This window comes from Methanococcoides alaskense (assembly GCF_027594145.1).
In the GTDB taxonomy this organism is placed as follows: domain Archaea; phylum Halobacteriota; class Methanosarcinia; order Methanosarcinales; family Methanosarcinaceae; genus Methanococcoides; species Methanococcoides alaskense.
Genome location: NZ_JAQFFK010000003.1, coordinates 665591 through 689315, shown reverse-complemented (window position 1 = coordinate 689315; position 23725 = coordinate 665591). Strand labels below are relative to the sequence as shown.

The window sequence follows — 23725 nt, the reverse complement described above, 5'->3', positions numbered from 1 at the left end:
CATCCCTCACACAATTTCTAGGGGATATAGGTAACTCTATTTTTTTGTACGGGTTTATGTATGATGCTTGCACAACCGATACTAAAGTATATAAAAAAAGTAACTCTATTTTTTGTACGCAAATATTTTAACCAGATCTTATTCAAATTTATATTTTGAAGTTTGTAGAAATACCCGCTTTAACCGAATAATATCATTTATTCCGAAAATTCATGTGTTGTCCAAAAAATATGGTATTTATTGGACAAAGCATATATTTTAAAAAAGTATATATATGATATGTTCACCTGTTAGGTCGGAATAATCGACAATGAGTAAAATATATATTAAGCTTAAAAATTTTGTATACAGCACATATTTAGATGCTTTAAAAGATCATTTTAAAGCTATTATAGCATTTATTATTTTAGCTATTGCTGTAACACTTAAGGAATATATTTACAAAATACTTACCTACGAAATACACGTTTGGAAGGTAATTACGTTTGTTCTAATTTTAGTATTAATTTATATGTTAACCATATATTTACTAAATCATGAGAAATGTATTCTAAATAGACACGGTTTTATTTGGAAAATTAATCTTATTGGCAATAAAATAATATATCTCAGTGATCCTCTATGCCCAAATTGCGATTGTGATCTTTTAGAGACATCCAACACAACTTCAGAAAAAACACTCATGTGTACAAAATGCCATAAAGTTTATGGAATAAACCCGCCTTCTATAAAAAATCTACAAGATAGTGTAAAGCAAATTGTTAAATCTGACTTAAAATCAAATAAAAGTTTAGACGTCAACTGGTCTATTTACTTCAACAGGTTTATTTACGATTACCCATCGAGCAAATTATCTATCAAAAACAAAGGAATATTTGATGTTGACGATGTTACTATTACCATAAATGTCGAAGCAGATGATAAAAGAGACTTTGTTAAAACATACGAGTTGGGAATAATAGGCTCGGAGTCATCCAAAAAAGTTTCTGAAAATGATCCAATGGGAGAAGTGTTAAAAATACTTTCAAAGTGGAATCTACTTCGTGTATTTGAACATAAAAGACCAATCAAATCTACTGATGATTTTGGCGAAATATCAGAAAAAGATGAATTTTATTATACTCGTTATGCCATGAAAGAATTCACAGCAAAACTTTTTGTCGATATAACTTATTCCATCAAAAATAAAACAAAAAAACAAAATCTCATTTTCCACCTTAAACCTAAATTCATTGACTTGAAGTCATGGCATGATAACTATGACCATACAAATTGCATTATTGATATTGTAAAAATTGATTAATGGTCATATTAGTAAAAATCTTTCTAACATTCCTAGCTTTTAAATTCAAACTTCCTTCTTTTGCTTTTTTCTTCAAATAAGCCAAAGCACTCCTATGTTTAATTCCAATTTCTCTTGCTTTCTCAGGAGTAAGCTTCAAGATATAATCATAAACTAACTTCTCATTAATAAACTCCTGAGCCTTCTTCACATCCAATTCCTGTTCATCAATATTGTTAGCTTCCTTTCCAATATAAATCACAGAATCAGCATGAACATGCTTTCTCTCAAGAACACCAATATCCCCATCAAACTTATGCTCAAGATGATCTACATATTGCATAATTGTCCTGCTCAACGGTTTGAAATAATGAGATCCTTCTTTAAGCTCTCCAGTTGCATAATCAATAAACGGTTCATAAACAATACTCTGAGGATCATTTGAGAAAGGAGATAAAGGCTTGACTGCCTTGCCATCATCTTCAGTAACTTGAAACCCAACATGATAGAAATTGAACGGTTTAATCTGATCTTTCCATTCTTTCTCTTTATTGATAGCATCAAATCTGTGCAACACGTTTGCAGTTGAAACAGTGAGCCTTGAAATAGCATACACGTTTGAATACTTCTCTTCAATATCCAATTCAGAGATCATTCCATAATGAAGTTTAACAATGTCTTCCCATATCTCAGCCTGCCAATCCTCTACATCCTTTGGAAATGGATTTGTTAAATGTCCAAGTCCATGCAATTTGAAAGATCTCTCCCCTTCCATGAACTTAATCTTTCCATTCTCAAAAGTATAAAGTGCATACCGTTTTGAAGAGATTCCATAAAACCACATATCGTCTTTTTCAGGCTTCAATTAATCAATATCAAGGCTATAAGGATTGAGGGGTTGAAAATAATCAATGACCTCCTGAGCATGTTCAGGAGTGGCTTCCATGTATGATAATGGTTACTGAAAAACTTCCATTAACTTTCACAAAGTAAAAGTGCTGCCTGTCGGGAAAGTATATATCAAGAGCAAATTTCAGATTGAATATTAATGAAAAGTTGTTTTCCTCTCAATATTCACGTTATGTAGGGGTCGGAAATGTGAGAAGAAATTAATTTTTGGATAAGCTCATGAATTAAAACTCAATTAATTTCTTATCTATATTTGAAACTGGTTTTATTTCTTCAGCTGGATCAGCTGGCATTGGATTCTGAAGTGACTTATGGATTAAGTTGAAATCAGCAATAACAAATCCTTCTTCTCCTTTTCTTAGTTTGCATAATTTATTTTGGCGATCATTTTCATCTTTGAAACCTCTTCTTACAAGGGCACCCTGAGATTCAGGGCGAATTAAACCAAATACTGAAGTTCCTCCATAAAGAGATGTATTTGATATAACAATGTATACAGCACTATTAGTAGTGTGGTTATGTGCATCGTCATAGAATCTTTCTGTTGCTGAATTATAAGAAGGAATAAAAATAATGTCTGGTTTTTGGTTTCCTCGAAGCCTATCTCTTAAATTTAAAAAATCTCTGCAAATGAGTATAGAAATTTTTCCAACCTTTGTATTATAAATATATAACTCACTCCCAGGGACCATATTTTCGTCCGTTATTCCTGGGTTCTCAAAAGGTGAAGGGGTTATTTTCATTTGTAAAGGAATAGATATGTTTGAATCAACTATCAGTTTACAAACATTGTGATTTTCGTTATCATAGTAACTCCCTGCTACAATCACCATATCCGTATATGTATTTTGGATGCCTTCAATCCAATCTTCGCGTACACAAAGTTCTGGCAAGCAAACAATATCAGCTCCTAAATCAAATGCCTTAGCCAGCGCATTCAAAACTTTTGTTTTCAACCTATTTTCATCAATAATCTGAGGAGGAAACTCTTCAGTGGACAATTCATAAGCAAGCTGTACAGCTATAATTTTTACAACTCTTTTTTCAGTATGTGAAATATTGACAGTCGAAAAATCACGATGCTTAGAAACATTAGCTGAAATTTTTGAAGCAGAAGATTTATTGGATACATCGATTAAAATTGACTCTATCTTTAAATTATCCTTCTCGTTAACTTCTTTTGTATTTTTTTCCAGATGTTCGACCATCTCGGATTTGCTCTTATTAGTTGGTTTTTCAAAAAATATTCCATTTTTATCTTTAAACCACATAACAATAAAGAGTCCTGATTTAGAAGAACTTGTTTCCATATATGAAGGTAATTTTTTAGTTAAACTATTTTCTAATTGAGCGTCATGGGCTAATTCCAGTCCAGTGGAAACGTTCAGCTCTATTCTTTTTTGTGTAGTAAACAAAAACTTAAAGCCAAAATATTTAATTTCTTCATCAAACTCTTCTATAGTTTGAATATTTTTGTGTAATAGACGCTCTTCAATAAACGAAAAAATTATTTTATGAACACTTGATTGTATTTTAGGAGTAGGAGATACTTTATGTTTAGTACCATCTAATATCACAAAAGATTCCTCATTCCAAAATGTCGGATAAAACTTTTGTCTTTCCATACCAAGCTTCATTTCTGCAATGACATCACAAATAACTTGTAAGAAGTCACCTTCTGAATCAATAGGTTGATCATAAGTTTCAGGGTTGATTTTACTATTTTTCTGAAGAGATCGGACCACAAGTTCCGTTTCCCTTGGATTGCTTAACTTTTTGTTGTAATTTATCCAATCTAAACTTTTAAGCTTCTGTATTAAAGGATTTGCAAAATCAGGGTCGACCATTTTAACAAATGCTAATTCCCCAAAAATCTTCTCTTTGAAGAAAGGATTGTTTTCTCTATTCTCCATTTCGGGACCATTTTTAAGGATATTGTGTACAGTCGCTCGTATATTCTTTTTCCTTTTTCTACCGATGCTCACTTTGTCATTAACAACTAATCCAGTTACTTTTTGTTTTGAACCTTGTGAAAACATTCTCGTTTTATCTTCATTAACGATAAAACCATTTTCTTCAATAATTTCTATTATAATTTGTTTATGTTTTGGAAGATTAGAACCACCAGAAATGGTGATATCATCTGCATATCTTGAATATTTAAAATTTATTTTTGCGCAATATGCATCAATTTTTTCATCAATTTTTAAAGCCACTAAATTAGAAAGTGTAGGACTTGTTGGAGCACCTTGGGGTAATGTACGATGATGGGTGCATATGTCAGCTAGTAACGAAGCAACTTTTGGGGAGTATCCAGCAGATTTGAAGATATTACGAACAGAATTAAATTGGATATTTGGGAAAAAGTCTTTGAGATCGATTCCTAGTACTAAATCTTGATTAACATGAATAGACGCATTTGTCACAATTGATTTGCCTGGAACAAAACCATGAGAAAAATCTCCAACGTCTAATTTATATAAAATATGATCAAGAATCCATCTTTGTACATATTTCATTGGTTTTGCAGGAGCACTAATCTCTCTCAAACTACCATTTTTTTTGGGTAAATTAAACGTAGAGTAAGCTTTTTCTTTTTTAGATAAAAAATAACCAATTTGTTTTGAAGATGAATTTGACAAACTACAAAAATGATCTCGGTCGTATATGTATGGCAAATTGTTAATATACAATTTTTTAAATGAATTAAAATTATTTATATATTCATTGCTACTTAACTTCGGAATAATACCTATTTCAATATAATGATTAAACTAAATTTGTAATTTATTATCATTTGGTAATTTATCCATCAATTGCCCACCAAACACAACTTAGAATACGATTTTGAAAAATAGTTGTCCTCACAAAAGCGGAACGCTTTTCTGAAATATGAAATTGAAATAGCGAAGCGGAATTTCATATTCCTCAGGTAAAGGTTTACCTTTGCTTAGTATGCCATTTGCATGATGTTACACCACACATACCTCTTTCACAAGAGATAGTTTCTGAGGACAACTTAGCTTTATAACGAAATCATCAATACAAATACTTTACCATTCAAATTAATTATATTTCAACATCAACATTTATAATCGGATGATTATATTTGGCAATTTGTAATTATAGCGTACAAAAAAATAGACTTACCTATATCCCCGCATAATCTATCGGGGATATAGGTAACTCGTAAAAATGCCACTCTTTTAATTAATTCACTTATTCTTTTGAAAAAAGCAACTTTAATTAATAGCTGCATATTTAATTAAATTTTGATAAAAATCTAAACCGGCAATATTAAATGATTGTGAATCAAATATGTTTGGGGGAGTAGTATAAATGCCAACAATTGTTTATTTTGACTTACCAGTAGATGTTATAGAACGTGCAAAGAAATTCTATGGCGAACTATTTGATTGGAAGATTGAAAAGATTCCAGAGCCATTAGAATACTACTCTATTGAAACAACAACTCTAAGCGGTGAAGAAGGCCTCAGTGGTGGGATGGCAAAAAGAGAAAATGCCGATCAGAAAATTACCACCTTTATTGGAGTTCCATCAGTAGATGAATGCATTGATAAAGTTGAAATACTCGGTGGGAAAGTGCTTGAGCCTAAAACAGCTGTGGCTGGATTGGGATTTTATGCAATTTTTAATGATACTGAAAATAATACCATTGGCCTTTGGGAAGAAGATAAAAATACGAAATAAAGAATCTTGGCAATGAATTTAAATTCTGAGAACTTAGATATTTTATTTTCCTCCAAATTTTTTATTTTGTTCTATTAACTCTACTGAGTTTTTAATTCTTTTCTGTCTAGTTTCGTCTTTCTTTGCACTATTAACCCAATAAACATAAGCTAATTTTGCTGAAGGAGCAAGGTTTTCAAAGTTATTTAGTGCTTTCTTATTCTTTTCCAAAGCTGATTTAAGATCATCTGGCACAGAAAAATCTTTACTTGATGGAACTATTTCTTGATTCTTGATTCCATTCTGAAATATCCTAAGACCTCTTTCTGTCATACGTCCTTGCTTAATCATTTTTTTTGCTCTTTCAATATTGATGACAGACCAATGGCTTTTGGATGTTCGAGGACTAAAACGCTGCATATATCTATCATCATCAATTGTCTGTATCTGACCATCAATCCAACCAAAGCAAATAGCCTCCTCAACAGCATCGCTATAAGGAATAGACAATTTTTTTGTGTGTTTTTTATAATAGATCAGCCAGACATTTTTTTCTGAAAGATAATTTTTTTGTAACCATGATCGCCATTCTTCGCGATCTTTTGAGTACATTGTCTCTAATTTTTCTTTCATTTATTCCCTCTTATCTTATCCAAATTGCTTTCTGCATTTTGATGGTTTGGGACTGAAAAGAAGCCTTTTAACATATTGCATGTTTCATATTCATCACAACTCGCACATGTGCTGAACTCCTTTCCTTTACAGCATTTCCTTATAGGACAGTTTGAACATCCTATGAAAACACTGCTTTCTGATCAGCAACCTTTACAATTCATATCTTTTAAAGTCAAACCCTTTCCAAGATATTCAGCATATAGCTTCGACCATTCTTCAGCAGTTTTTTTGTCCCAGTTTATCATCATTATTGACTGTAGCAATGAATACAGGACACTCCTCATAATTCAAGCCACAGCAACCTAAATTGTTTTTTTCATAACATCACCTCTTCAAAAATTAGTATTTTATTGTTTATAAATTCACTCAATTTGAGTAGGTTAAATACAGTATTCTTAAATTGATACTATTCGCTTTACAGCTGGAGTATTCAATTTAATGTCTCCATCCTCAAGTATCTTTTTTTTGATTCTCTGGAAAGTCTTCCTATCAACTCCCCATTTTTCAGCCTGCTTTTGAGGTAAAGCAAGTATCTTCTGCATAATGTCTTTTTTATTCAAAAATTCTTGAGCCTTCTTCACATCCAATTCCTGCTCATCAACATTGTTAGCTTCCTTCCCGATGTAAACAACACCATCAGCATAAACATGCTTCCTCTCAAGAATCCCACTCTCACCATCGAACTTATGCTCAGGGTGTTCTACTCAACGGTTTGAAGTAATGAGACCACAGTATTTTTCATGTTGTCGAGGTTAACTAAAAATAAACTGCTATTATTAAAAAATAAAAAAGTAGGTAGTTTATTTTTTTAGGTCATTAACAGCAACCAGATTTGACTTTTACTCTGCCGTCTGAATTAATTGCCTCAGACAATTCATTTTCATCAGGGAACGTCTTTGCTGCCCTGATTTTTCCGCTTTCCACGATTAACGGTAGTAGCTTTGACAATGTAAAGTCTAAATTAATATCTTTAACAGTTAATTTTTCACCGCTGTTTTCAAAGATAGTATTAAGGCGTGCGATCAGATCTTCCCTGTTTTCTTTTTCAACTTCGATCATTTTAACGTTAAAAGTCATTTCATAATCTCCATTTCCAAAATTTACAGATAGATCTGTCGGCATCATTGTATCAGCACTTTCGCAATTACAGCTACAGCCGCAACCTGCGTCACTTTGCTCTTTACCACTAACAAATATCTCAATTGATTTCTTTTCCATTTTTTTCACCTTAACCTTTTATTTTTATACTGGACATACATTCACACATTTACCACAAGCACACTTACTTAGGTCACCTTTTGCATTCGGAATCGTCCTAATAGGACATACTTTTAAACATTTCATACAATTGATACAGACATTTTCTTTCTTTTCACTTGGAATTAGTTTTGCATCAGTTAGAATTGCACTGATCGCTCCTGTTAGTCCTAAACCTTCAATTACTAAGGAATCAACAGGACTTATTCCTCCAAGTCCTGCTTCAATTCCAAGTCTGACAAGGGAAAAACCCATTTCATCCGGCTCAATTGGTATAGCTTTAAACCCGTTTTCATTGAGATGATCAATAACATCATTTTGTGCAGCTATTGTGCTAAAAATGTCATTAAACACTCCCATTTCACCACTTTCATTTCCTTCTGCAAACACTATTGCAGACTCAAATTCGGGGAATATACTTGCAGGGTGTCTTCCATTTTCCAGATCACTAAATCTTTCTTTAGTAGCGATACCAACTACATCAAAAACATCAAGTTTTTCTAAAATTTTCCTCGATATTTCTTCGTTTTTGTTATCTTTCATCCAATTACACCTTCTTACAACAACTCAAATTTTTCTAGTCCACAATTTAGAGGATGCTTTCATATATGCTCAAAGGAGCTTTTTTCCAGCCTCTGAACCGGGTGAACACTGGAAAACGTCAGTGATCTTGACGATCACGAGGCTCTTTGCAGGAAATCCTGGCTTTATGGAATGTACCCACTCCCTCATCTTCTCGTGATCAGGACCTTCTGTCTTGACCTCTGCATTTCCTTTTATCTGGAAACAGCCTCCTGTACCGGAACCCCACACATATATAGCGACCTGTGGGTTCTCCTGAATGTTTGCAAGGGTCTTGACCATGAAGTTATCAGCAAACCATATGGTCTCATCATCCCTAAGCTCGCAAAAACGCATTGGAACAACATTTGGTGTTCCTTCCTTTGATGCTGTTGCGAGTGGAAATATCATTAATTTTGAAAATGCTTCTTTCATATTTTCTGTAAGTATAACCATTTAGATCACCATTTTTAATCGATAATAGCATCTTTTTCGAGACATCAAAAGAAAATGCTGCACTTTTAAATATCTGGATACAGTGTCTGATCTTTTTCTATTATTGATGTGAAGTCACACGCACATTTGTCATAAGCTGAAAGACAACTTACAATTCTCGATCGAGTTTCATCTCCTGGAGATCGAAGAATAGTAAATACATGTGTTATACTACATATGTACATATGTGCATATATTTATACGTATTGCTTTGCAACCCTGATCATGAAAAAGATTTAAAGGTTCCACTCTGTCATCTCTCTTTTAAATTTTAAATATCCCTGAGAAATAGAGATAAATTAGCATTAAATATAGGAGTGCTACGGCTTATTTAAAAAAAATCAAGGGAAGATAAATGGAAGATTCAAGGCAGGAAGGTAAGAAAATAGTTAGTTATTTGAACAAAAAAAAGTAGAGGTAAAAACCATTGATCAGAGATATCAATTCTTTCTCATTTCTCGTTGTTTCTTATCCCATACCTTTTTTTATTGCTTCTTACAGCAAAATTCGAGTTTTTTAATTCCGCAATTTAGAAGACGTTCTCTCATTTCCTCGGTCTTTATCTTGTATATCCTGTTCCTTCCATCCTTTTCAAAATCAACTATTCCAGCTTCAAGAAGTATCTTTAAATGTCTGGATGTAGTTGTCTGATCCTTATTTGCTATTGATGCGAAGTCACATGCACATTTTTCCTGAGTTAAAAGACAACTTAAGATCAGTAACCGAGTTTCATCTCCTAAAGCATTGAAGAATTTAACTTGTTCATTCATCATTGTATGTATGCACATCTATGTATGTATTTATTTATTTTGATTGCGATCTTCATCGAGAAAAAAGATTTGATTTTTATATTTCTTGTAAAAGGTATACTCTTTTCATCATTGAATCTGAAAAAGTCGTTCGTTCAGAAATGTCACACAACAACGTGCATTTTTTGTACTTTGTGTATGCCCCAGCATAGCAATTAGGGGATATATACAAAGAAAATATGGCAACGGGATTTTCTGAGTAACTTATGAAACAATGTGATGCCTAAAAGGGCTAAACTTGATTTTTGTCAAGTTGATGAGTTTCTGGATTACCAGCCACATTCTCTTTTACGAATTTGCAATCTTTTCTTTATTTCCTGTCTGTGTCATATATGTTACTAATGAACTCACACCTTATGATTGGTAAAAAGATTATGGCATATAAATATATAAAGACAAAAATCAGTAAAATTTACAATCATTGGATTAGTACAGAAATATACCATAATAAAGAATCATTGCAAACTCTATTATCAACCGAAATTCACTTCATCAAGCTGTCGATTACAGTTTGCAAAACTGGTTTAAAGTTGGCAGGGGAGGTTCTGTGTAACCGGAGACTGCTACAGTTATTAAACTACATAAAAGATACAAGTTCTTTGTACAGGGCGAGGGAAAAAGCGTCGGTTTTTACGAGCCAGGGTTCCAATGCAAGATGATAAATATGCAGTAGTGATTTATTTTTATCGGATTTGCAGTCCATTCGTGCAACCAGTTTTCCATCCCATAAAACGGGCAAAGAGAAATATCCGTATTGACGTTTTGCTTCAGGGACATAGCATTCGATCTGATAATCAAAGCCAAACAGTGCCTGCATGCGCTTGCGCTGAATGAGCAGATTGTCAAACGGTGAGAGAATTTTAAGTTTACTACGAGACAGTGGTTTTTTCAGTAGCTCCAATGAAGCTGACAACGCATAATAGCTATTACCGCCGACACTGATCAGTAGCAATTCTCCGCTTGAAACCATTTCCTGTAAGGTAGCGGAAACAAGCGGTTTGATGTTTTTCAGTAAATAGGCTATTTCGGTAGACTGTCCCAGACCGTTTGATTGCAGGTATCGGATGATCAGAAAACGGGCATATTCTTCAGGAGTGGGCATGGAAGTGTCTGTGTCTTCGGGCAATACCCGATCGGTGAGATCATAAACCTTGTGAAAATTAACCCGATAAGAAACCATAATATCACCCTGCATAAACAGAGATTCCAGGGCGCGTTTGGAGGGTTTGATCGTCCATTCGCCGGTATTTTCACCGACGTCCTCAAAGTCTTTGGCCATCAATGGCCCTTCGGTAGCAATGCGCTTGAGCACTGATCTCATCAGCTGCTCATCGCGTTCATACCAGTGATCCTGATCCCCATTTGCTATGGCCTGTTTGCGAGGTAAGCTGTAGCGGTAGTCACTCATAGGCAGGTAGGCGGCAGCATGAGACCAGTATTCAAATATCTGTTTGTCTGCAAGCAATTGATCGAGGTGGGATGTTTTGTAACGAGGATTGCGATTCCACAGGGTATGATGGTGAGCACGCTGAACGGCTGAGATCGTATCGATCTGAATATAACCAAGGTGTTCAATAGCTGATAGCGTGGCTGCAATTGCACTGCCGGTTTGATTTGCCGGAGGCAGTCTCTGTGACAGCAGCACCAGTTTTCTAGCTTGTTGAATGGAAAGTGATCTTGTCATTTTGTTATTGGAAAATTTTTAGTAGATCAATATTGTACGATCTCTTTTGCAAAGATAGCAGCATTTTGGAGGTCATTCTTGTCTGGTTTGCCTTTGTTCCTTTGGCCATAAGAACCCAGACAATGATATTCTTTCTCAGACATTTTAATTCCCTTTTCATCTGCAAGCTTTTTTACTCGTTCGTATGTAGATTTGGACTTTGCAGCAGTACTGAAATTTATAATTGTTCCAATAGAGCAGTCAATCGAAGCGATGAATTTTTTAACATCAGCTGCAACTCCCGATGCATAAACAGAACTTCCCAGAAAAAGGATATCCACATTCTCGGTAAGCGGCTGAATGATTGGCAACGCTTTTACTCCAACTGCTTCCGCAATCGATTCTGCAAGCTTTTTTGTGTTTCCTGATCTGGTATAGTATCTAACGGCTATTTTCATATCCGTTCTCCTTTGTTCTTTATGTCCATACCTTTTTTTATTGCTTCACTAAATACCTTTGTACAACGTTTTCCGGTAGGGTTGTTGGTCTTGCATCGTATTCTAGCTTTACCATTTATCGAAACAATGATATCCCTCATGTTACCAAGACCCTTATTGGCCACTGCATCGATTACCTGTTCTTCAGTTATGTTATTGCAATAGCATGCATACTTCGGGTCAGCATCTTTCTTGAACCATAGCGGCACTTTGATGTCTTCTTTATTGAATTTTGTACCTGATCCGGTGTAGTATGAAACTTCGCATTCCTCACTCATGCAAAGCCAGTGATCATCCACACTCACCTTATCTACAAGTTCTTCTTTCACCATTTGTTCTACTGTTAAAGTTTCAACAGGAACTCCAGTTTTGTCACAGATCGGACAAGGTACTTCCTTTTTCTTTTTGTCCACTTTTTTAGCACTCCTTGATACAATTTTCAAGATGGTCGTTTTTGCTGTTTAAAAAATCATTTCTTTTTCTTTTGAATGAACAGCGATTCTTCTGCCCATTCTATCAGTTCATCGGGATTTTCTAGGATTTCCGGAGGTATCTCAAAGTATGACAAAACCGTTGGTCTATTTGGGAACGGTTTGAGTGGTGCAGATCCTGCCAATAAAAATTTGTCCCTATTTGTTTCATCAACCTTCAAATAGGCAATATCTTTAGAAACAATGCCAAATATATCGTCATCAAGATATAATCCGGCACCACCAAACATTTTCCGTACAATGACTTCACCCCATGGTGAAAGTTGGTCAAGAATATATTCAATGAAGTCATTTGATACGGCCATGTAATATTTCCCCCCAGCTCCTTCAAACCTTGGTGTTATGTGCTTTTTCTTAAATACAATTTTGAAGCAATGTAAGATGCTACTACTGTTTCAAGTAAAGCCAGAGGCAAGATAACTAGCAAAGAACTCCAATCCGCAAGGTTCATATTTGCATTAGCAACCCAGTATAGGACAAAGAAAAAACACCAGGACATAATAGCACTGCCTAAAATAGATTTGTTATTATTGCCAAAGGTCTGTGCGAACAACCAGAAAAGATATACAAATAAAGCCGTAAGCAAGGTATCCCATACTCCCCAGATGAGAAGTGTTCCCAGATCATTCATGGGAGCTACATTTGGAAGGGCAGAGAAGAAATTCACTAGTTCCGGTTTTGCATAAGCGAAGAACCTGAATAATTCGGAAATGTTTACCCATATACTGGTAATTAATGTGATGATTATAAAATCTTTAACTACAAATTTATTGTTCATCTCTATAACCCCCTTTTCTATAAACCTCATTTTTATGTATTCTTAATATGTGTTCAATATACTAAACGATTATTGGAATTTGTTGTTATTTCGAAAACATTGAGTTAGAACCAAATTGATTACGTTTAACTTGATTACCTGTTTCTGCATAGTACGCGAAGCCTTCCAGAATTTGAAAGAGATATTGGCCATAAACAGGTCTCATTTTGAATTTAAGCAAAGCCCATCTGATAGGGAAGGGGAACTTCTTGATAAAGTTAACTTGGCCGGTGATTCTAAGGATACATCTTTGATCATCTATTGGAGTTATTCTCCAAATAGCTGTATTTTCACGCTTACCGTTCTCAGTAACGCTCAGATCATAGCCAACACCCTCTATCCATTTAGTGACCACCCTATCAAATTCAAAACCACTATAGTAAGTCAGGTGATCTTTTGAGCCAACACCATTCCAGCTCTCAGCTATATTTGCTTTCATGAATGGATGCCAGTGATTTAAACCACCTGGCGTAGAAATTATATCCCAAGCTTTTTCAGCAGAAACCGCAACCTCTTTTTCAACATAAATATCTTCTTCGTAGTTAGACATGGTTCAATCTCCTTTCAATAATAGTTTTATACTTTATTTAAGTATATTTTAATAGTCTATGTGGCTTAAGAATATAACACCAAGCTAGCAGTTTTCAAACAAGCATCCCCCGTTCTATCAGTCAACTTGAGAGACTTGTTTGCTTTATTTTCATTTTATTCGGACTGTATGGTATCTTCCCCTTCATAGGGACCTTTTCCAGGAGCAAATTTACCTTTGAAATATTTTTGCTGAATCATACCTGCTTCAGCAGCCCATGCTTCAAGACCATTTAATTTGATTCGGCTTAGATTGTACAACTTGGTATTATGTGGGAAAATATTAGCTTGATCTGCAACAGGCATCTGGTTTTCACAAGGGAATTCACTGCATTCAGAGCAATTATGCAAACCTTTACTTTCAACACATGTTTTAGTTGGACAACCTGTTGTGCCTAAAAAAATACTGCCACGTTCACTTCTACACCCATCACATGGCACTACATCTTTAGCTTCTATCCCTAACATCCCAGCAAGAGACTGAGCCATCTCATCAGTAATGTTATCTTTATATACTCCACAGGCAAAACAACCCATTCCACAGGGTGAAGTTAGTTCTTTTATATCCATTGTATTTCTCCTTTTGTTTTAGATAAATCTTCCATTTTTAGTGATTTGGAATAATTAAGTCGCCAAAACTAATTAATACGTACATGAATATATACTGATTTGTCATAAAAATATACCAAACGTGTTTTGGTCATAAAAATATACCAAACATACGTATATATAACCTTAAAACAAACTACTGTAAAGGAGGAATTATTATAAGCGAGTTAATATCGGCATCATCAAGTGCTTCTTTATTACAAGAAGAAATCCGTGCCCTTCGCTTGGAACTTAATAGGTTCAGAAGTGAAGTTACCATGAACAAAGCAAATTCGTTACTCAGTGAGTTCAAGAATCAATGCGCTGAAAATTTTCTTAATGGTTCTCGGGATAATAACTTAAATATCATCAAAAGTGAATCAAATGATTGTACTATGTGGGAGCACTGTGAGCCCATCTATATTGATTACTTTGAAAGTTTATCTGATTATGCAAAAAACGGGGAGCTATCAGATGATAATATTTCAATTTTAAGGAACAAGTTTGATAGCATGAAGGAACTTGCATCGGAATCGAAGCAGTGTTCCAATTGCTTGCAACATGCTGAAACATGTTTTGAAAGTCAGATTGAAATGTTGCAAAAAATGAATTTCTACCAACCCGATAGCAACGAGCAAATACAAGTTCAAGATCTTCCTGAAGAACATATCTCCATTTTGATCGGGGATGCATTAAGTAGTGCTGTTAGAGTCCAGATTCTAAAAGCATTGTATGATGAAGGCAAATCATTTACTGCACTTTCAAAACTTACAAAACTTCGTGGCGGAAATCTTCTGTTCCATCTGGATAAATTACAAAGCAAAGGATTGATACACCAACGTGAAGAGCGAGGTGAATATCAGATCAGTTTGCAGGGTCATAATCTCCTCAATTCTCTACTAGAAGTTGTAAAAGCATTAAACATTGATAAGAGGAAGAAGGATTGAAGTCAATATTTATTTAAGGACAATGTTAAAGGATTTAAAAAAAAGAAAGATCAGACATACTAGGTCACTGGACCTTTGCCTGAATTTCCTTTGCAAATTCCTTTGCTTTCTGAAGATGGGCTTCATCAGGCTGTCCTTTTGCGCCAGGACCCAATTCGGCAAATGCCTTCATTTCAGGATCATCGGACTTTTCGAGCATATCAAGAACGTTCTGTGCAATTTCACCCTGACATTCAAATGTACCAAGTAAATTACCATCAGCTGCAATATCCTTTATTGATCCGGTCCATGATTTAATGGCCTCAAAACCTTCAGGAACACCATGTGTCATGAAGAATGCTATGTCCTTGCCAGCTGCATTTTCTGAAACAAATTTTGAAACATTCGGCGGAATGGTGAATTGAATTACCGGAAAGCCTACAAATACAAGATCATAAGATTCAAAATTACTTACATCCTTAATGTCTTTGATATCCTTTTCACCAGCAACTTCACCATAAATAGCTTCTGCGATCTTCTTTGTGTTTCCTGTCTGTGTCATATATGTTACTAATGTTTTCATTTAACCCCACCTTATGATAGATATGATAATTGGGTTCTACTGATTTATATACCCGACTCTTAGTAAAATTTAGGACCATGGGATTAATGCCAAAAAATATACCATAATAAAGGATCATTGCAAACTCTATCATTAACAGAAATTCTCTGTACTCATCCTTGCAAAACCTACCGACCCTAGTTGTTGGGGTTTACATGATCAGGATGTTTTTGGGAAAGTACCTTAAGCATATTTACAAAGATTTTTTTCAATGTTCTTTGAAAATCCCATCTTCTTCATTTCGATCCAGAGACCACAACAGGCATATACATCTACCATTATTATTCATGATGGATGGGAACTATTAACCTGTGGTTTCATTATCTCTTCCTTATTTGGTTCCATGAACATCCATATCAACCGGCTTAATTTTCACCTGGTGGAGTTTATTCTATGGTTCCAGAACTGAGTTCAATTGGTCTGAAACTAGGTCAGGTCATGTGAAATATATAATGAATAATAGTTAGGAATGAATAGAACATGTCTGAAAAATTTGACGTTAAGATGGACAGTAAAAGCTATTATCCTGATCCATCGGTAAAAGAAAATTCCTGGATGCAGGATTATGAAAAGGTTTATAGTGAATCTATCAAGGATCCTGAAAAACACTGGGAAAATGTTGCAGAGGAACTTGAATGGTTCGAAAAGTGGGATAAGGTGATGGAATGGGACCATCCCTATGCAAAATGGTTCACCAATGCCAAAATGAACATCACCCACAATTGCCTTGACCGCCATGTCTTCAACGGGAAAAGGAACAAAGTTGCAATGATCTGGGTGGGTGATAATGGAGAAGAACAGGTTATCACATATCGTCAGCTTTACCGCGATGTCATGAGATTTTCCAATGGTCTCAAATCTTTGGGCGTTGGGAAAGGTGACACGGTATGCATATACATGCCACAGGTTCCTGAACAGATCGTGGCCATGCTGGCATGTGCACGTATCGGTGCGATCCATAGTGTCGTGTTCGGAGGGTTTGGTGCCAAAGCATTGCATTCCAGGATAAAGGATGCACAGGCAAAGGTCGTCATTACTGCAGATGCAAGCATTCGGCGTGGTAAGCGCATTGACCTGAAATCCCTTGTGGATGATGCCGTGGTCAATGCCTCATGCGTTGAGAAGATAGTTGTCCTGAGAAGGATGACACCTCAAATGGAACTCTTTTCTGAGATAGAGGTGGACTTCTATGAGATAATGGAAGATGTGGAGAAGGAGTGTGAGCCTGAAATAATGGATTCCGAGGACCCTCTGTTCATTCTCTACACCAGCGGAACAACCGGTCCTGCCAAGGGAATAGTTCATACCTGCGGTGGCTACATGGTAGGTACATACTACACCACAAAGAACGTTTTAGACCTCAAGGAAAATGATGTCATGTGGTGTACTGCAGACCCCGGATGGATCACGGGTCACAGCTACATTGTCTATGGTCCTCTTTCCATGGGTGCAACGATCCTCATTTCAGAGACAACGCCCGACTATCCCGATCCAGGTGTCTGGTGGAGCATGATAGAGGAGTTCGATGTGAGCGTCTTCTATACGGCACCAACAGCGATACGCATGTTCATGAGGATGGGAGAGGAATGGCCCGGGAAGTACAACCTTAGTTCCCTGAGGATCCTGGGTTCGGTTGGCGAACCTCTGAACCCTGAAGCGTTCAAGTGGTATTATCGTGTGATCGGCAAGGAAAAATGCCCTGTTCTGGATACCTGGTGGCAGACCGAGACGGGCATGCACATGCTCACCACAGCGGTTGGAGAACCCATGAAACCGGGATTCACGGGAAGACCTGTGCCAGGTGTGGTTGTTGATGTTGTAGATGAGAATGGTGACCCGGTGCCTGCAGGAACAGGTGGTTTCCTTGTAATAAAACAACCCTGGCCTTCCATGATGAGGACCGTTTATGGTAATGATGAAAGATATCGCCAGTATTGGACAAAGATCAAGAATTACTACAGTGCGGGTGATCTTGCCGTAAAGGACGAGGATGGCTATATCATGATACGGGGACGTGCCGACGATGTCCTTATCGTTGCCGGTCACAACATTGGAAGTGCAGAGGTCGAAAGTGCACTTGTATCCCATGAGTCCGTGGCTGAAGCCGCTGTAATAGGAAAACCTGATCCTCTTAAAGGGGATTCCATCAAAGCTTTCGTCATACTTCGCATGGGCTTCAACTCTTCCGACAAACTGAAGCTTGATCTTTTATATCATGTAAGGATGAACCTGGGTCCAATTGCAATGCCTTCTGAGATCGAATTTGTTGACTCGCTACCAAAGACCCGCAGCGGGAAGATCATGAGAAGGTTGCTTAAGGCACAGGAGCTTGGAATGGATCCTGGGGATGTGTCCTCATTGGAGGATTGAGTTCCTGCAGCCAGATCATTCTTCTGGAGTGCGAAACGAGGTGATGAGTGTAGCTTATCACCTCACTGACAGCAAAACAGAGCTCACAATAGTTGAATCAAAATCACAAACCCAAAGCTCTTCATCGCGAACTTCAGAAGAATAGGAATGTGGCGGAGTTGTGCTAATTTGCTGCACAACTCGATTTTTTTCGTGTTGAAAGTAAAGAAAAAATAATCATTTTGAAAATTTTTTCGGTTCAAACAATAATACAATAAGCATTATGTGCAATGTCTTAAAAAATGTATACTGAAGTCATTTTTCGATTTATTCTTTTGACTTCAGGTGTTCTGCAATATTCTTACCCAGTTCTTTTGCGGCTTCGACCGCTTCTGGCTGGTCTTCAAATCTGTTAATTCCCACAGAGGCTTTTGTTGCATCTGGACCGAACATCATCTTGATACCGCTCATGTCACATTCGTCTCCAAATATGCACCTCACACAGGGATTATTTCCAAGAACAATAACAGACCCTACTGACTCCATTCCTTCTTCCATCATATAATATGAAATTGCATTGATGCCGTTATCACCGGCTGGTGGCATCATTTCCATTCCTTTGGGAATTGCAGATGTTACTATAGCACCGCCTGGTTTTCCTCGCATGAATCCATATCTGTGACGAAGTGGGTAGAGTCTTTCAATGAATGCCTTTGTACGTGAGTCAAGGGTAGAATATGGGGTAAACCCTGCAATAATAAGAGCATCTGCCTCTTTAGCTTTTTCTGCTAAAGCAATGCCGTCGTCTTTAATTACACAGACATTAGTTTTTACACATCCCAGACAGGCTTTGCAGGGAGCAACGGTATAATCAATAAGCTTAACAAATTCGTAATCCATGCCTGTTGCTTCAAGGGCTGCTTTCAGAGCACGATCAGCATTGCTGTCTTTGATAGGGGAACCTGATACACCAAGAACTTTCATTATTATCCACTCCTACAAACAATCAGCTTATAAATAATTTAAATGTTGTGCACAAAAGGGTGTGGGTATCACAACCCTATCCTTTCAGCAGTCACATCCACAGCATTTTCCTGCTTTACATGCGGTTTCTGCCCTTTCAACGAGGATGTCAGCGATCTGCTTTGCACTTTCGATTGGGAAGTCTTCTGCCGTAAGAAGTTTTCCTGCTTCTCCTGCGGTTATTTCAAAATCTCCTGACTTGCATGTGGTATCTGCACCTGCAGGGAATGCTGCAAGTAGATCTTCAGGTGTGTTTATAGGGAATGTTGCATCTGCAAGTCCGCCAACGATCTGGGAATGAATATCTTCTTTTACGCTCATATTTATAACTCCTTTATGATGTTTTTATGGTTGAATGTCCTTCGAAGACATTGAACTACAATAGAACATAGGTTGGTTCCTGATATATACTTAACAGTCACTGTACTATACATAGTACATTCGAGTAACTCTAATAACTTTTAAGGTCTTGTCAGGAACCTATATAAGGCATGCATATAAATTCCCTATTATGAATGAAAATTGCGATTCTGAGATTGTCGATATCAATGTAAAGCTCGATGAGATCCACAGGGATATCAGGACATTTATCGAAGATTCCAATAGGCAACATCTGGAATCCATTCTGGCCTTTGTCAGAAGTGATTATTCCGATGTACTGGAAAAACACCTTATTGCCGATACGGAGATCGGACTTTCAAAGAACATGGTCAAAAAATGTGACCGTCTTGACCAATGCAGACCCGTTTTCACAGATATGTTACAGAAGAATGCATCACTCATCAAGCAGTCTTCAGTAGATAGTGAACTTATTGATAACAAACGCGTTGAGCTCAAAACTTTAAGGAAAGGCATGCCATATGATAAATGTGACATCTGTTTTTCCGAAGTTACAGACCTTTTCGAAAAACAGGTCGATCTAATGCAGTCTTTGAGGGTATATGAAACAAAGAAAGACAGTAAACAGAACATATCACTTGTCCCATCACAATCAGTGATCGATGATGTGCTTGACCCTCTCTGCCACCCCAAGAGGTTTGAAATATTAAAAGCAGTCTCTGCTCAGTCAATGAGCTTTTCTTTCCTTTCCAAGCTTACGGGCCTTCGTGGGGGTAACCTTTTGTTCCACCTACAGAAGCTCTCTGATAGCGGGATGATAATCCAGCCCCATGAGAGGGGGGATTATATGATCACAAGCAAAGGCTTCAAAGTAATGGAAAGTGTCAGTGAGATGTATTCTGTCCTTATTCCTGAAGAAAATTGATCTCAAGTAAACCAAAAGGTATATGCCATTATATTTTTTGAAAATGAAGTGGTGATGATCGGGGAATATGTTTCCAGGTCAGACAACTACATTACTAAAGTGGATTATTTTGCTAAAAAGGCCAATGACACTGAAATTTTCACTTACTAAGCAAATAATTTGCCGCGATCCAGCAGTCCTTGCTTCGTTCAGACTTCTGGGAAAGTAGACAACACCAGATCATATTCCTATTACATAATGATGATTATTATAACATCCGAATTATATTCGATAAGTTAATATGCTATTAATATATTATTATATATTAGGAACTATGTGTCATTCACGACTCCGGTGGTACGGTCTGAAAACACGAACGCTGTGGTGGTGGTAGTTCGACTTAATAAAAATTTGGGAGTGGGGATGTCATTCTTCCTTCATCCCCTCTGAAAACTTTAGGTGGTGTGGGTACGAGAGATAAATTAGAAATAATGGTGGATATATTGAAAGTCTTAAAAGGATCTGAAGTAACTAAAACTGCAATAGTTTATAATGCAAATTTAAATTTTAAAAGAGCGGATCAGTATCTCGACATGATGATGCAAATAAATTTGGTGGAAAAACCTTCCGACAAATACAACATTACAGAAACTGGTAATAACTACCTCAAAATGATGAATGAAGTTAATTCAATCATTGTCGACAAAAATCTTTGTATTGCTAACACTAATTGAATCAATCTTAATCAGTTGACTTCTTTTTTGCTACTTATTCATTTTTTATTATTGTTAGACACTCATTAAGTATGCCCTAAGAGGCAACATGTTTATTCCATGTTTCATCAATCGACTGTATAATATTCATTTCTATTTACACGGTAGCCGATATGAATCAAAAATGCAAGCTGAAGCAATGAATCTGATAATAGACTTCGATTCAGCTCACGTGGGATATATCGCAGGAGCGATTGCTGTTGTTGTTGGAATTTACGCATTGATGCTTTATTTCTATCTGGATATTGTAAGAATGAGAAAGGACGATTAATGGTTATTAATGATGTTATCGTGAACTACCACCCATTAAAATGAGTGGCTTCCTGCTTCATAGCCCAGACCAACGTCCATGACTCCACAGGCTCTTTCCGTAGTCCCTACGGTGCATCGATTAAGAATATTGATTGCAGCATTAACATCTCTGTCAAGTTCAAGCCCACACTCAGGACATTTGTGAATCCTGACCGATAGACCTTTCCTGACGATGTTTCCACAACTGCTACATTCCTGTGATGTATTGTAGGGGTTAACCAATTCGACAAACTTGCCAGCTTCTTCCGCTTTGCTTTTTGCCATCTGGATCAGTTGACCCCATGCAACATCATGTATTGATTTTGCAAGATGATGATTCTTAACCATATTCCTGATGCTCAGATCCTCGAACACTATCCAGTCAAACCTGTCGACAAGAGCCCTGCTCAACTTATGGTTAAAATCAAGTCTCTGGTTACGTATCTTTCTGTGAACCTTAACAACTTTGAGTTTTTGTTTAAGACGGTTTGATGAACCTTTCTTCTTTTTGCTCAGTCTCTTTTGTTGAGCTGCAAGAGATCTCTCTGAATTTCGGTAATATATAGGGGAATTGAATTGTTCCCCATTGCTCAACGTGACACATGAGTTAAGCCCGACATCAATACCTATGGATGTAGCTGGATCGATCTTTTCAGGACTTGCACCCATATCAACAGAAAAGACTGCATACCATTGATCCACTTCACGTTTGATAGAACCTGTCTTGATCTTGCCTTCCATCTCTCGGTGTTGTTTGATCTTGATACTCCCGATCTTGGAAAGTTTCAGTTTGTTATCTTCAATTTTGAAACCAGATTGAGGATATGTGAAACTGTTGTACCTGTCTTTCCCTTTGAACCTTGGATATCCCGGGGTTTCACCCGTTTTACACCTTCTGAAAAAAGCATCAAATGATTTTCCAAGTCTTCGCAAAATATCCTGTTTGACCTGTGAGAATACTTCGGTATTGAGTTCAAGATACTTGACCTGATTTATCTGGTCAAATGTTGTTAATCCTTGATTACATCTTTCATACGCATTCCTTCTGTCCGCAAGAAACTCGTTGTGGAGGTATCTGCATACATCAAGAGTTTTGACCAGGACAATCTCCTGTTCTTTGGTCGGGTACAGACGGAATTTGTAGGATTTCCGCATATTTTTGTATACGTTTTGATACTACTAATATATATCAGAACCAAGAACAAACAACTGTTTACGCAATTCATCCACTCATTGAAATGGGTGGTCTTCTTGCTTATTTAATTATAAAGCCTTTTGAGCATTGCAATCTCTCACTCACATGAGTATTAAGAGTATACGGATTATAATTCTTGGCATTCTGTTTCATGAAATACGGAAGGCAACAGACAGCATTTGTATTTCGTGGAAGCTTGAATTTCAAAACAAAAAAAAGAATGGCTAAGCATGCCATTATACCGTTTATGACCTGCTTTGTGTCTTGCTTTATCATTGGAAAATATAGTATGTTAGATTCATACCAAAAATAAGGCCACCCACCGTCCCCATGGGTGCATATACTGGATCAATATTTAATGCTATTTTTGTTCCTGCCGTCATTATCAACAAAAGAATAGCTAATATACGAATATTTTTTTGATTCTTGCTCACTAGCTCGACAATTCTTAAATTAAATTTTTGAGTAAAAACCATGTTTTTGAACCCCCACCCTTTAATTTGGTTTATGGCATATAAAAATACCTCAAATGACCATTATGCACAAAATGACGGGGTAAATTATAAATAACACATAATTAATTGTATACAAAAAAACTATGAAACTTTATTACAAATGTGAATACTGTCATGAATGTGGCAGAAGGAATAAATGAAAAATGAAACACGAAATAAAAGTAAAAACGATTATCATTTCATTAGTTGTAATTTCTTTGTTACTAATATACAATTTAAGTTCTCTTTTAGGAAGGACTATAAGTTCACTGACAACGGTTCTTTTACTTTTAAGCACAACTGCACTTATAACATTCTGGATAATCTATTTGTTGGAGATTAAGAGGTCTAAAGCGGAAAACACCGATAATGAAAGCAAAAGTGTTGACGGTCTTTGAGCGATGCTAATACGGAAGAAGAAGTTCTCGTCATATGCTGTGTTGCGATAACTATTACAGAAACTGGTAATAAGTACTTCAAAGTGATG

At 36.4% G+C, this 23725-nt stretch carries 29 protein-coding genes; 8 read left to right on the top strand and 21 right to left on the bottom strand.

Annotation, left to right across the window (positions count from 1 at the left end; translation table 11 throughout):
* The first annotated feature begins 310 nt into the window (after positions 1-310).
* On the top strand, positions 311-1303 hold the full coding sequence (locus PBV53_RS07280) for a hypothetical protein (RefSeq protein WP_270096487.1): 993 nt from the start codon (positions 311-313) through the stop codon (positions 1301-1303).
* On the opposite strand, the gene PBV53_RS07275 is transcribed toward PBV53_RS07280, so the two are convergent.
* Both PBV53_RS07275 and PBV53_RS07270 read right to left on the bottom strand, forming a co-directional pair.
* Positions 1278-2147 carry a hypothetical protein gene (locus PBV53_RS07275; protein WP_270096486.1) on the bottom strand — a complete coding sequence of 290 codons (870 nt, stop codon included), beginning with the start codon at positions 2145-2147 and terminating at the stop codon, positions 1278-1280. The genes PBV53_RS07280 and PBV53_RS07275 overlap by 26 nt on opposite strands.
* A 268-nt stretch (positions 2148-2415) precedes the next feature.
* Complete coding sequence (locus tag PBV53_RS07270; protein WP_270096485.1) at positions 2416-4833, bottom strand: retron St85 family RNA-directed DNA polymerase; 2418 nt, start codon at positions 4831-4833, stop codon at positions 2416-2418.
* A 697-nt stretch (positions 4834-5530) separates the two neighbouring features.
* On the opposite strand from PBV53_RS07270, the gene PBV53_RS07265 reads away from it, so the two are divergent.
* Complete coding sequence (locus PBV53_RS07265) at positions 5531-5902, top strand: VOC family protein (RefSeq protein WP_270096484.1); 372 nt, start codon at positions 5531-5533, stop codon at positions 5900-5902.
* A gap of 42 nt (positions 5903-5944) precedes the next feature.
* Here PBV53_RS07265 and PBV53_RS07260 read toward each other — a convergent pair whose 3' ends face one another.
* From PBV53_RS07260 to PBV53_RS07200, 14 genes are all read right to left on the bottom strand, one after another.
* On the bottom strand, positions 5945-6514 hold the full coding sequence (locus PBV53_RS07260) for a YdeI/OmpD-associated family protein (protein WP_270096483.1): 570 nt from the start codon (positions 6512-6514) through the stop codon (positions 5945-5947).
* Positions 6511-6678 carry a hypothetical protein gene (locus PBV53_RS09660; RefSeq protein WP_369123349.1) on the bottom strand — a complete coding sequence of 56 codons (168 nt, stop codon included), beginning with the start codon at positions 6676-6678 and terminating at the stop codon, positions 6511-6513. Before PBV53_RS09660 ends, PBV53_RS07260 begins: the two co-directional genes overlap by 4 nt.
* 273 nt (positions 6679-6951) lie before the next feature.
* A complete protein-coding gene (locus PBV53_RS07255; RefSeq protein WP_270096482.1) occupies positions 6952-7143 on the bottom strand; it encodes a hypothetical protein in 192 nt (63 codons plus the stop codon).
* Positions 7144-7372: 229 nt separating this feature from the next.
* On the bottom strand, positions 7373-7774 hold the full coding sequence (locus PBV53_RS07250; RefSeq protein WP_270096481.1) for a hypothetical protein: 402 nt from the start codon (positions 7772-7774) through the stop codon (positions 7373-7375).
* 24 nt (positions 7775-7798) lie between these two features.
* Positions 7799-8356, bottom strand: coding sequence for a hypothetical protein (locus tag PBV53_RS07245; protein WP_270096480.1), 558 nt, complete (start codon positions 8354-8356; stop codon positions 7799-7801).
* Between the two features lie 69 nt (positions 8357-8425).
* A complete protein-coding gene (locus PBV53_RS07240) occupies positions 8426-8830 on the bottom strand; it encodes a pyridoxamine 5'-phosphate oxidase family protein (RefSeq protein ID WP_270096479.1) in 405 nt (134 codons plus the stop codon).
* A 524-nt stretch (positions 8831-9354) separates the two neighbouring features.
* A complete protein-coding gene (locus tag PBV53_RS07235) occupies positions 9355-9642 on the bottom strand; it encodes an ArsR/SmtB family transcription factor (RefSeq protein ID WP_270096478.1) in 288 nt (95 codons plus the stop codon).
* A gap of 613 nt (positions 9643-10255) precedes the next feature.
* Positions 10256-11362: a winged helix-turn-helix domain-containing protein gene (locus PBV53_RS07230; RefSeq protein WP_270096477.1), complete on the bottom strand. Its 1107-nt coding sequence runs from the start codon at positions 11360-11362 to the stop codon at positions 10256-10258.
* Between the two features lie 26 nt (positions 11363-11388).
* A complete protein-coding gene (locus tag PBV53_RS07225) occupies positions 11389-11799 on the bottom strand; it encodes a flavodoxin family protein (RefSeq protein ID WP_270096476.1) in 411 nt (136 codons plus the stop codon).
* Positions 11796-12251, bottom strand: a complete 456-nt coding sequence (locus PBV53_RS07220; RefSeq protein WP_270096475.1) for a (2Fe-2S)-binding protein — start codon at positions 12249-12251, stop codon at positions 11796-11798. Before PBV53_RS07220 ends, PBV53_RS07225 begins: the two co-directional genes overlap by 4 nt.
* 56 nt (positions 12252-12307) lie before the next feature.
* The gene (locus tag PBV53_RS07215) at positions 12308-12634 is read right to left on the bottom strand and encodes a TfoX/Sxy family protein (RefSeq protein WP_270096474.1); all 327 of its coding nucleotides are present in this window, start codon (positions 12632-12634) and stop codon (positions 12308-12310) included.
* A gap of 35 nt (positions 12635-12669) precedes the next feature.
* Positions 12670-13107 (bottom strand): hypothetical protein, encoded by a 438-nt coding sequence (locus PBV53_RS07210; protein WP_270096473.1) that lies wholly within the window; start codon positions 13105-13107, stop codon positions 12670-12672.
* 85 nt (positions 13108-13192) lie between these two features.
* Positions 13193-13696, bottom strand: coding sequence for an SRPBCC family protein (locus tag PBV53_RS07205; RefSeq protein ID WP_270096472.1), 504 nt, complete (start codon positions 13694-13696; stop codon positions 13193-13195).
* A 155-nt stretch (positions 13697-13851) separates the two neighbouring features.
* Positions 13852-14304, bottom strand: coding sequence for a DUF3795 domain-containing protein (locus PBV53_RS07200; RefSeq protein ID WP_270096471.1), 453 nt, complete (start codon positions 14302-14304; stop codon positions 13852-13854).
* Positions 14305-14600: 296 nt separating this feature from the next.
* On the opposite strand from PBV53_RS07200, the gene PBV53_RS07195 reads away from it, so the two are divergent.
* Positions 14601-15269 (top strand): winged helix-turn-helix domain-containing protein, encoded by a 669-nt coding sequence (locus PBV53_RS07195; protein ID WP_270096470.1) that lies wholly within the window; start codon positions 14601-14603, stop codon positions 15267-15269.
* 64 nt (positions 15270-15333) lie between these two features.
* Here PBV53_RS07195 and PBV53_RS07190 read toward each other — a convergent pair whose 3' ends face one another.
* Positions 15334-15831 (bottom strand): flavodoxin, encoded by a 498-nt coding sequence (locus PBV53_RS07190; RefSeq protein ID WP_270096469.1) that lies wholly within the window; start codon positions 15829-15831, stop codon positions 15334-15336.
* 519 nt (positions 15832-16350) lie between these two features.
* Here PBV53_RS07190 and acs point away from each other — a divergent pair.
* On the top strand, positions 16351-18240 hold the full coding sequence (gene acs / locus PBV53_RS07185; protein WP_270096468.1) for an acetate--CoA ligase: 1890 nt from the start codon (positions 16351-16353) through the stop codon (positions 18238-18240).
* A 306-nt stretch (positions 18241-18546) separates the two neighbouring features.
* Here the strand turns inward: acs and PBV53_RS07180 are convergent, their stop codons facing one another.
* Both PBV53_RS07180 and PBV53_RS07175 read right to left on the bottom strand, forming a co-directional pair.
* Positions 18547-19203 carry a flavodoxin family protein gene (locus PBV53_RS07180; protein WP_270096467.1) on the bottom strand — a complete coding sequence of 219 codons (657 nt, stop codon included), beginning with the start codon at positions 19201-19203 and terminating at the stop codon, positions 18547-18549.
* An 84-nt stretch (positions 19204-19287) separates the two neighbouring features.
* On the bottom strand, positions 19288-19563 hold the full coding sequence (locus PBV53_RS07175; protein WP_270096466.1) for an MTH865 family protein: 276 nt from the start codon (positions 19561-19563) through the stop codon (positions 19288-19290).
* 190 nt (positions 19564-19753) lie between these two features.
* Between PBV53_RS07175 and PBV53_RS07170 the strand changes: the two genes are divergently transcribed.
* The 3 genes from PBV53_RS07170 to PBV53_RS07160 all read left to right on the top strand — a co-directional run bounded on the left by PBV53_RS07170 (position 19754) and on the right by PBV53_RS07160 (position 21529).
* Entirely contained in the window at positions 19754-20506 is a 753-nt protein-coding gene (locus tag PBV53_RS07170) for a winged helix-turn-helix domain-containing protein (protein ID WP_270096465.1), read from the top strand.
* 443 nt (positions 20507-20949) lie between these two features.
* Positions 20950-21219, top strand: a complete 270-nt coding sequence (locus PBV53_RS07165) for a winged helix-turn-helix domain-containing protein (RefSeq protein ID WP_270096464.1) — start codon at positions 20950-20952, stop codon at positions 21217-21219.
* A 178-nt stretch (positions 21220-21397) separates the two neighbouring features.
* Positions 21398-21529, top strand: a complete 132-nt coding sequence (locus tag PBV53_RS07160) for a hypothetical protein (protein ID WP_270096463.1) — start codon at positions 21398-21400, stop codon at positions 21527-21529.
* A gap of 35 nt (positions 21530-21564) precedes the next feature.
* Here the strand turns inward: PBV53_RS07160 and PBV53_RS07155 are convergent, their stop codons facing one another.
* The gene (locus tag PBV53_RS07155; protein WP_270096462.1) at positions 21565-22704 is read right to left on the bottom strand and encodes an RNA-guided endonuclease InsQ/TnpB family protein; all 1140 of its coding nucleotides are present in this window, start codon (positions 22702-22704) and stop codon (positions 21565-21567) included.
* A gap of 312 nt (positions 22705-23016) precedes the next feature.
* A complete protein-coding gene (locus PBV53_RS07150; RefSeq protein WP_270096461.1) occupies positions 23017-23220 on the bottom strand; it encodes a hypothetical protein in 204 nt (67 codons plus the stop codon).
* A 182-nt stretch (positions 23221-23402) separates the two neighbouring features.
* Here PBV53_RS07150 and PBV53_RS07145 point away from each other — a divergent pair, with 182 nt between their 5' ends.
* Positions 23403-23636, top strand: coding sequence for a hypothetical protein (locus tag PBV53_RS07145; protein ID WP_270096460.1), 234 nt, complete (start codon positions 23403-23405; stop codon positions 23634-23636).
* Positions 23637-23725: the final 89 nt, after the last annotated feature.